The sequence below is a fragment of the Aquipuribacter hungaricus genome (genome assembly GCF_037860755.1).
Classification (GTDB): Bacteria; Actinomycetota; Actinomycetes; order Actinomycetales; family JBBAYJ01; genus Aquipuribacter; species Aquipuribacter hungaricus.
The window spans coordinates 1-8,857 of record NZ_JBBEOI010000157.1 but is presented as its reverse complement, the minus strand read 5'-3'; the positions used below and the strand labels follow the sequence as shown (position 1 = coordinate 8,857).

Here is an 8,857-nt window from a genome sequence, read left to right as displayed (position 1 = left end):
GCCCCCGCCGCCGGTGCGCGCCGCCCCGCGCCCGCCGGCCGCACCGGCCCCGCCCGCGAGCGACGGCTTCCTGCTCCGGCCCTCCGACGGGCGGATCTCCTCGCAGTTCGGGTACCGCATCCACCCCATCACCGGGGTCCGCAAGCTGCACACCGGCACCGACTTCGCCGCCCCGTGCGGCAGCCCGATCCGGGCGGCCGCCGACGGCCGCATCGTGTCCGCGGGCTGGGGCGGCGGCTACGGCAACTTCACCGTCATCTCCCACGGCAACGTCGGCGGCAGCTCGCTCGCCACCGCCTACGCCCACCAGAGCCGCTTCGCCGTCACCAGCGGGAACGTCACCCGCGGTCAGGTCATCGGCTACATCGGCACCACGGGCAGCTCGACCGGCTGCCACCTGCACCTGGAGACCCGGGTCGCGGGCACGCCGGTCGACCCGATGCGCTACCTCTGACCGGGTCGCTGCAGCGCCTCCGACGGCGGCCCCCGGGAACCCGGTAGGGCCGGACGGCGCCCGTCGGGCAGAATGGTCCGATGCCCGCTGACCCGGGGCGCACCGTCGTCGCCAGCAACCGCAAAGCACGTCACGACTACCACATCGAGGACACCTTCGAGGCCGGCATGGTCCTCTGGGGGACCGAGGTCAAGTCGTTGCGTGCCGGTCGGGCGAGCCTGCTCGACGGCTACGCGACGGTCGAGGACGGCGAGGTGTGGCTCGAGGGCGTCCACATCCCCGAGTACACGCAGGGCACGTGGACCAACCATGCCGCCCGGCGCCGCCGCAAGCTCCTGCTGCACCGGCGCGAGATCGAGAAGCTCATGGGCGCCATGTCCGGCACCGGGCTGACGATCGTCCCGCTGCAGCTGTACTTCAAGGGCAGCCACGCCAAGGTCGAGATCGCCGTCGCCAAGGGCAAGAAGGCCTACGACAAGCGGCAGACGCTGCGCGAGCGGCAGGACCAGCGCGAGACCGACCGGGCCGTCGGCGAGGTCCGCAAGCGCCAGGGCTGAGCACCCGGACCGGTCGGAGGACCTCACGGCCCTCCGGCGTCCGGCAGGATCAGCGCGTGGACACCGGGACTGCAGCAGGCGCGGAGAACGTCGAGGCCCTCGGGGCCACGGGCACGGCGGCCGGCGGCCCCCGCGACGAGGTCGTCACGTTCGACGTCTTCGAGACCGTGCTCGTGCGCGCGGTGAGCCCGCCCGCGGCGGTGTTCGACCTGGTCGGGCGGCGCGCCGTGGAGCGCGGGCTCGTGGCCTGCTCGCCCCAGGCCTACAGCCAGGCACGCGCGTGGGCGGAGAGCCGGGCGCTGCACTGGCACCGCGCCGAGACCACCCTCGAGCGGATCTGCACCGAGCTCGTCGCCGCCCTCGGGCTGCCGCGCGAGGCCCGGGAGGCCCTGGCGGAGCTGGAGATGGAGGTCGAGGCCGGGCTGCTGCAGCCCGTGCCCGCCGGCGTCCGCCTGGTCCAGGAGCACCGCAGCCGCACCGGGTCCGTCGTCTACGTCAGCGACATGTACCTGCCCGCGCAGTTCATCGAGGACCAGCTCGTCCATCACGGCCTGTTCCTGCCCGGCGACGTCCTCTACGTCTCGCACGCGCACGGGGAGACCAAGCGCAGCGGGGGGCTGTACGGCGTCGTCGCCGACGCCGAGGGCGTGCCCGCCGGCTCGCTGCTGCACCACGGCAACGACCTGCGCGCCGACGTCAAGGGCGCCACCAGCGCCGGGGTGCGCAGCGTGTTCCTGCCCGCGGCCAACCCCACCCGCTACGAGCAGGCGCTGCAGCGCCACCGCACCTCCACCGACGGCCTCACCGCCGGGATGGCCGGCGCCTCGCGGCTCGCCCGCCTGCACGTGGAGCCGCAGGGGGAGCGCGAGGAGGCCCTGGTCGGGGTCGCCGCAGGCGTCATGGCGCCCGTGCTCACCGCGTTCGTCACCTGGGTGCTCCGCCGGGCCGAGGCCGAGGGGCTGCGACGGGTCTACTTCGTCGCCCGCGACGGCCAGGTGCTGCTGCGCATCGCCGAGCGCCTGGCCCCCCGGCTCGGCATCGACGTGGAGCTGCACTACCTCTACGCCAGCCGCCTGGTGTGGAACCGGGTGGTCGCCAGCCCCACGAAGAACCCGCAGGTCTGGCACAGCCTCATCGGGCTGTCCTCGGACGGGGTGAGCAACATCGACATCCTCGAGCGGACCGGGCTGGCTGCGGACGTCGTCGAGCGGGTGGTCGCCGCCTCCGGCGCCGGGCCCGACGTGTGGCGCTCGACGACCCAGCGTCGCCCGCTGTTCGAGACCCTCGACCGGATCGAGGCCGACGGCACCCTGGCCGCGGCGCAGGAGGGCCACCGCGCGGTCGTCATGCGGTACCTGCACGAGCAGGGCCTGCTCGACGGGACCCCGCACGCCTTCGTCGACGTCGGCTGGCGGGGCACGCAGCACGACGTGCTGCTGGAGCTGCAGCAGGAGACCGAGGGCTCGGCCCTGTCGCACGGCCTGTTCTTCGGCCTGGACGCCAGCGCCTCGCCGTGGGCCGGTCACCGCGAGGCGTACTTCTTCGACTCCCGCGGCGACGCGGTCCCCACCGGCGAGGACCGGGTGCCGGTCGGCGGGCCCGCCTACCTGCCGGACAGCCTGCGACCGGGCGGCTCGCCGCTGGGCATCGCGCAGTTCGCGCTCATCGAGATCTTCTGCTCCGGTGACCACGGCACCCTCACCCGCTACGACGAGACGCCCGACGGCGTGGTGCCCGTCCTCAAGCCGGGCCGCAAGGAGGCCGTCGAGGCCTGGGGGCTGCCGCTGGTGTGGCGCACGGTGGACGCCTACGTCGACCACCTGCCCGTCGACCGGCAGAACCCGTACCTGCACGTGGACGTCCACCTCGCCCTCACCTCGGTGATGCGGCTGTTCTGGGAGCTGCCCACCGACGCGGAGGTCCAGGCCTGGGCGGGCTTCCCGTGGGAGGTCGGCCAGGGCGTGCGCCAGCGCATCGTCCCCCTCGCCGGGCCGTTCCAGCTGGTGCCGATCGCCACCGGCGCCGTCAGCGGCGGCCGGCCCTCGCTCACCCGGGTCAAGCAGCTCTACCGGCGGGCGCAGCGCACCGAGTGGACGGCCGCGTCGATCCGGCTGAGCCCGCTGCCGGCCCGCGCTCTGCTGCGGCCGCGCGCCACCGTCAAGGACGCGGTCGGCCGCGGCACGCCGGTCGCGCGACGGGTGCTGCGCGGCGGCGCCCACCGGCTCAAGGGCCTGCTGCGCTGAGGAGAACCCGCTCGCAGCCGCCGCGGGGCGGGGCTACACTGGCCCCGAGTCTGAAAACTCCACAGGGGGTGACAGGTTTCGACGGCGGTTGTCGCGCCAGGGGAAGCGGGTCGAGAAGCACAGGTCATCTCGTAAACGTTCCTGTGAAACCAATAGCTGCCGATTCCAAGCGCAGCGACTTCTCCCTCGCCGCCTGAGCGGGGACTAGCAGAGGTCCGTCGGCCTGGGGATGCTCCTGCCCCAGGTACCGGCGTCGACTAAGGAGCCACTGGGTCCGACCTTCGTCGTGGGGGTCGGTCCGACACTGACACGACTGGGCCTGTCGGCGACTTGCTCGCGTGATCGCCGGGGCCGAGAAAATCAGCTGCGAGATGCACCCGGAGAAGCCCTGGTCGTTCACCGTCGGACGCGGGTTCAATTCCCGCCACCTCCACCCCTGTCGCGAGAGGCCCGCCCCCACCAGGGGGTGGGCCTCTCGTGCGTCCGCTGCCGGTCGTCGGAGGGGCTGCCTACGCTCGTCGGCGTGGAGCTGACGTTCTCGGGCGAGGTCGTCGAGTGGCGCGGCCCCGCCCCGTACCGGTTCGTGGCCCTGCCGCCGGACGTCGCGGCCGACGTCCAGCAGGCAGCGGCCGCCGTCACGTACGGCTGGGGCATGGTCCCGGCCACGCTCCGGGTGGGCGGCACGACGTGGACCACGTCGTTGTGGCCCCGCCAGGGCGGCTACGTGGTGCCGCTCAAGGACGCCGTCCGTCGCGCGGAGGGCATCGAGCTCGGCGACGTCGTCGAGGTGCACCTCGTGCTCGGCGGGCAGTCCCCCCCTCCGCAGCGGCCCCGCCGCTGAGAAGGCGTGCCGCGCGATCGCCGGGCGGCGCGCCGGGAGCGCGCCGGGGCTCAGCCGAGACCGGCGAGGACCTGCTGCATGCGGTCGATCTCCGCGCCCTGGGAGGCGACGACCTCGTCGACCATCTCCGTCACGACGGGGTTGCGCGCGTCCACGGCGTCCTGCGCCATCTGGATCGCGCCCTCGTGGTGGGTGGTCATGAGCTCGAGGAACATCCGGTCGAACTCGCCGTCCTCCGCCGCGACGAGCCGGAGCATCTGCTCGTCGGTGGTCATGCCGGGCATGCCCTGGTGGTCGGTGTGGTCGCCCTCCTCGTCGGCCGGGGGGAGCCCCTGCGTCTGCAGCCACGCCTGCATGACCTCGATCTCCGGGCCCTGGCCGGCGGCGATGCGCTCGGCGACGGCCAGCACGCGGGGGTCCCGCGCCCGGTCCGGCGCCAGCTCGGCCAGGCGCAGCGCCTGGGTGTGGTGGGGGACCATGTCCATGACGAAGGCGACGTCGGCGTCGCTGTACACGGCCGGGTTGGCGACCTCGCCCTCCTCGCCCGGCGCCAGCGTGGTCGTCGGCTCCCCGGGGCTGCCGGGGACGAGCACGGGCACCTCGCCGGCGGTGAAGCCGGCGCTGGCCGACGGGGGCGCCACGGCCTCGGTCGCGTCGGACGAGCAGCCGGCGAGCGTGGCAGCGAGGACGAGCGCCCCCAGGGCGGCGGTGCGGCGAGTCGGCACGGTGCTCCTTCCGTCGCCCGGACCATACGTCAGCCTGCGGGACGCCCCACGAGGGGCTGACGATGGCCCAAGCGATTTTCTGTACATCGTTACCGATCCGTTATCTGTCGGATCTGTCGGCTTCTCGGGGTCGTGGGCAAGGCTGCGGGTCACCCCCAGTCACGCAGGCTCGGGCCCCGCCGGCGTCCGTGCCGGCACCCGTGCGATCCCACCTCGGAGGTCAGCTACATGACAGGTACCGCACTCCGCCCGCGCATGCGGGCGCTCGCCCTCGCGGCCGCCGTGGCCGTGGGGCTCGGTGGCGCCGCCCTCGCGGGCCCTGCCACCGCCTCGGGCACCGACGACGTCCTCGAGGTCGGCGAGACCGCCAGCAGCAACATGACGCTGCTGGCGAACCTCCCCAAGTCGGGCGCCTTCGCCGACGTCGCGTCCTACAACAGCGACCTGGCGTTCAAGGACGACTACGCCTTCGCCGGCAACTACAACGGCTTCACCGTGTACGACATCAAGCAGGCCCGGAAGCCCAAGCAGGTCGTGCAGGTCGTCTGCCCGGGCTCGCAGAACGACATCACCGTCCAGGGTGACCTGCTGTTCCTGTCCGTGGACTCCCGCCGCACCGACGACAGCTGCAGCTCCGCTGCCGCTACGGCGGCCCAGTCGGGCACGGGTGCCTACTGGGAGGGCATCCGGATCTTCGACATCAGCAACCCGGCCGCCCCCCGCTACGTCAAGGCCGTCGAGACCGACTGCGGCTCGCACACCCACACCCTCGTGCCGGACGGCGACGACATCTACGTCTACGTGTCGTCCTACGGCCCGAACGTGGGCATCGCGCGCTGCCAGCCTCCCCACGACAAGATCTCCATCGTCAAGGTGCCGGTCGCCGACCCGGCCGCCGCGGCCGTCGTCGCGACCCCGGTCCTGTTCCCCGAGGGCGGGCTCACCCCGACCACGGCGGGCTGCCACGACATCACCGCGTACCCGGAGAAGGACCTCGCCGCCGGCGCCTGCATGGGCGAGGGCGTCATCATGGACATCAGCACGCCTGCTGCCCCCAAGGTCCTCGACCGCGTCGCCGACACCGAGAACTTCGCCTTCTGGCACTCCGCGACGTTCAACAACGACGCCTCCACGGTCGTCTTCACCGACGAGCTCGGCGGCGGCGGCGCGGCGACGTGCAACCCGACCGTCGGCCCGGAGAAGGGCGCCAACGCGATCTACGAGCTCTCGGGCGCCGGCCAGCTCGACTTCGCCAGCTACTACAAGATCCCCCGTACCCAGTCCAGCACCGAGAACTGCGTCGCCCACAACGGCTCGCTGATCCCGGTCAAGGGCGCGGACATCATGGTCCAGGCCTGGTACCAGGGCGGCACCTCGGTCTTCGACTTCACCGACCCGGCCAACCCGGTCGAGCTGGCGTGGTTCGACCGCGGCCCGCTGTCCGCCGAGGCGCTCGTGCTCGGCGGCTCCTGGTCCTCGTACTACTACGACGGCTACGTCTACTCCAACGACATCCAGCAGGGCTTCGACGTGTTCGAGGTCAAGGACCGTCGGGTGGCCAGCGGCAAGGCCGGCAAGTACGCCGAGGACTTCAACCCGCAGACGCAGCCCTCGTACTGAGGCGCCGACGCACCGAGCACCACCCAGCACCAGCACCACGACGAGCCCGGCCCCCGAGAGGGGACCGGGCTCGTCCCGCGTCCGGGCGGGTCAGCCGAGCGAGCGCAGGAACCGGGCGATCTCGCGCGGGCCGCTGCGCGGGGCGGCGGACTCGACCTCGGGGTTGTAGTTGGTGTTGGTGTTGACGTCGTAGGTGACGACCCGGCCGTCCGCGGCCTCGATGTACTCGATGCCGGCGACCTCGATGCCGGTCGCGGCCAGGAACGCCTCGTAGCGCTCGAGCAGCGGGGGCACGTGACCCTCCCGCAGCCGGAACAGCGGGGCGCCGTCCACGCCGCACGCGTCGGCCGGGCACAGCTCGAAGCCCTGCGACGTCGAGGCCGCCAGGGCGTAGAGGAACCGGCCGCCGACGAACTCCGCCCGGGTGACGAACGGCTCGGCCGGGGCGACGTACTCCTGCACGAGCGCGACGCCGTCCACCGGCTCGACCCAGTCCGAGCTCGCCAGGTGGCGCTCGAGGTCGCCGAGGTCGTCGAAGCGGCGGACCCCCAGGCCCTTGCCGCCCTGGTTGTGCTTGGTGACCACGGAGGTCGCGCCCGCGGCCATGACCGCGCGGGCCGCGGCGAGGACCTGCTCGGGGCCGAACGCCGCGACCGTCACGGGCGTCGGCACCCCCGCGGCCCGCAGGGCGGCGTCCTGGGCGACCTTGCTCACCTCCAGCTCGAGCACCGCGGAGCCGTTGACCACGCGACGGCCGTGCCCCTCGAGCCAGCGCAGCAGCGCACGGGAGTGCGCCACGGAACGGGTGTGGCCCCGGGTGTGCGAAGAGGCGGACATCCGCGACCACCAGACCCCCTCGGGCGGGGTGCCGGTGAGGTCGAGCGGCTCGTCTCCGGTGAGGAGCCACTGCCGGACGGGCACACCCTCCGCCTCGAAGGCGGCGGCGAAGGGCGGCCACCACAGCGGGTTCTCGTGGACGGCGTGGACCGTGGGTGCGCTCACGCCGGTGCCAAGCCGGTGGCCGTCGTCGGGATTCCAGGCGCGGGGGGCGCGGGAGGCACGCGGGAGGCACGCGGGACCGCGGGGGGCGCGGCGCGCGCGGTCTGCTGCGAGGCTCGGCGGCGTGGGAGACGTCACCGTGGTCGGCAGCGCGAACCTCGACCTGGTCCTGCGGGTCGACTCGATCCCCGCCCCGGGCCAGACGGTGGCCGCGACCGGCCGCGAGGAGCACGTCGGCGGCAAGGGCCTCAACCAGGCCGTGGCCGCCGCCCGGGCGGGGGCCACGACCTGCTTCGTCGGGGCGGTCGGCGACGACGCGGCCGGCGGGCGGCTGCTGGCGTCGATGGCCGAGGAGGGGGTCGACGCGACCGGCGTCGCGCGGGTGGCCGGGCCCAGCGGCACGGCCCTGGTCGTGGTGTCCGCGGCCGGCGAGAACGCCATCGTCGTGGACGCGGGGGCCAACGGGTCACGGCAGCAGCTCGACCCGGCCGCGCAGGAGCTCGTGCGGTCGGCGTCGGTTCTGCTCTGCCAGCTGGAGGTCCCGACCGGGCTCGTCCGGCACGCGGCACAGGTGGCCCGCGCGGCGGGGCGCACCGTCGTGCTCAACGCGGCCCCCGCCCACCCGCTGCCGGAGGACCTGCTCGCCCTCGTCGACGTCCTCGTCGTCAACGAGACGGAGGCGGCCGCGCTCTCGGGGTCCGACGACCCGGAGGCCGCGGCGCGCCACCTGGCCGGCTCCGTGGCCGACGTCGTCGTCACCCTGGGCGCCGCCGGTGCGCTGCACGCCGGGTCCGGCGGCGTGGTGCGCGTGCCGGGCCGGCCCGCCGAGGTCGTCGACACCACCGGGGCGGGGGACGCCTTCACCGGGGTGCTCGCGGCCCACCTCGCGACCGGCGGCTCCGTCGCGGACGGGCTGCCCCGTGCGGTGGCGGCCGGGTCGCTGACCGTGCGGACCCGTGGGGCGGTGCCGTCGCTGCCGACGCGGGAGGCGGTCGACGCGCTGCTGCGGGGCTAGCGGGTCTCTGCTCCTGGCGGGGCGGTCCGTGGGGTCGCCGGACGGGGTCAGCGGGTGTGCCGGCCCCCGGTGCCCCGCCCCAGGACCGTGGCCGTGCCGGCGGCGCCGAGCAGCAGCACGCCGGCCAGGACCGCCGCGATGCCCGCCCGGCTCCAGACCGACCCGGCCGGGGCCGTCCGTCCGAGCGCCTCGGGCGTGACGGCAGCGCTCGCCCCTGCGGTCGGGGCGTCCGAGCTGCCGGACGAGGGGGGCGCGGTGGTCGCCCGGCCCGTCGGGGTCTCGGTCGTGGTCGGTGACGGCGCGGCGACGGGGGTGGGCTGGTCAGGAGCGACGGCTGCGGCGAGCGCGGGGACCACGACGGGCCGCGCGGCGGGGCGGGACGGGCGGGGGAGCGGCGCCGTCG

Annotated in this window: 8 protein-coding genes, 1 other RNA gene and 1 pseudogene; 7 read left to right on the top strand and 3 right to left on the bottom strand. The window is 74.4% G+C overall.

Annotation, left to right across the window (positions count from 1 at the left end):
* The 5 genes from WCS02_RS14430 to WCS02_RS14410 all read left to right on the top strand — a co-directional run.
* On the top strand, positions 1-454 hold a 454-nt coding region (locus tag WCS02_RS14430; RefSeq protein WP_340294418.1), incomplete at its 5' end, for a M23 family metallopeptidase.
* 80 nt (positions 455-534) lie between these two features.
* Positions 535-1,011 carry an SsrA-binding protein SmpB gene (gene smpB, locus WCS02_RS14425; protein WP_340294416.1) on the top strand — a complete coding sequence of 159 codons (477 nt, stop codon included), beginning with the start codon at positions 535-537 and terminating at the stop codon, positions 1,009-1,011.
* Positions 1,012-1,067: 56 nt separating this feature from the next.
* The gene (locus WCS02_RS14420; RefSeq protein WP_340294414.1) at positions 1,068-3,254 is read left to right on the top strand and encodes an HAD family hydrolase; all 2,187 of its coding nucleotides are present in this window, start codon (positions 1,068-1,070) and stop codon (positions 3,252-3,254) included.
* A gap of 64 nt (positions 3,255-3,318) precedes the next feature.
* Positions 3,319-3,690, top strand: a transfer-messenger RNA (tmRNA) gene (gene ssrA / locus WCS02_RS14415).
* An 87-nt stretch (positions 3,691-3,777) separates the two neighbouring features.
* Positions 3,778-4,095 carry a DUF1905 domain-containing protein gene (locus tag WCS02_RS14410; protein ID WP_340294412.1) on the top strand — a complete coding sequence of 106 codons (318 nt, stop codon included), beginning with the start codon at positions 3,778-3,780 and terminating at the stop codon, positions 4,093-4,095.
* A 50-nt stretch (positions 4,096-4,145) separates the two neighbouring features.
* On the opposite strand, the gene WCS02_RS14405 is transcribed toward WCS02_RS14410, so the two are convergent.
* Positions 4,146-4,820, bottom strand: coding sequence for a DUF305 domain-containing protein (locus WCS02_RS14405; protein WP_340294410.1), 675 nt, complete (start codon positions 4,818-4,820; stop codon positions 4,146-4,148).
* Between the two features lie 228 nt (positions 4,821-5,048).
* Between WCS02_RS14405 and WCS02_RS14400 the strand changes: the two genes are divergently transcribed.
* Positions 5,049-6,440, top strand: coding sequence for an LVIVD repeat-containing protein (locus WCS02_RS14400; protein ID WP_340294408.1), 1,392 nt, complete (start codon positions 5,049-5,051; stop codon positions 6,438-6,440).
* Positions 6,441-6,530: 90 nt separating this feature from the next.
* Here WCS02_RS14400 and WCS02_RS14395 read toward each other — a convergent pair whose 3' ends face one another.
* Positions 6,531-7,442, bottom strand: a complete 912-nt coding sequence (locus tag WCS02_RS14395; protein WP_340294406.1) for an ATP-grasp domain-containing protein — start codon at positions 7,440-7,442, stop codon at positions 6,531-6,533.
* A 121-nt stretch (positions 7,443-7,563) separates the two neighbouring features.
* Between WCS02_RS14395 and WCS02_RS14390 the strand changes: the two genes are divergently transcribed.
* Entirely contained in the window at positions 7,564-8,454 is an 891-nt protein-coding gene (locus tag WCS02_RS14390; protein ID WP_340294405.1) for a ribokinase, read from the top strand.
* A 47-nt stretch (positions 8,455-8,501) separates the two neighbouring features.
* Here WCS02_RS14390 and WCS02_RS14385 read toward each other — a convergent pair.
* Positions 8,502-8,857, bottom strand: a pseudogene (locus WCS02_RS14385) (hypothetical protein); the annotation flags it as partial.

Excerpts from the sequence above, each read along its gene's own strand:
- smpB (WP_340294416.1), top strand. The coding sequence starts at position 535 with ATGCCCGCTGACCCGGGGCGCACCGTCGTCGCCAGCAACCGCAAAGCA.
- WCS02_RS14400 (WP_340294408.1), top strand. The coding sequence starts at position 5,049 with ATGACAGGTACCGCACTCCGCCCGCGCATGCGGGCGCTCGCCCTCGCG.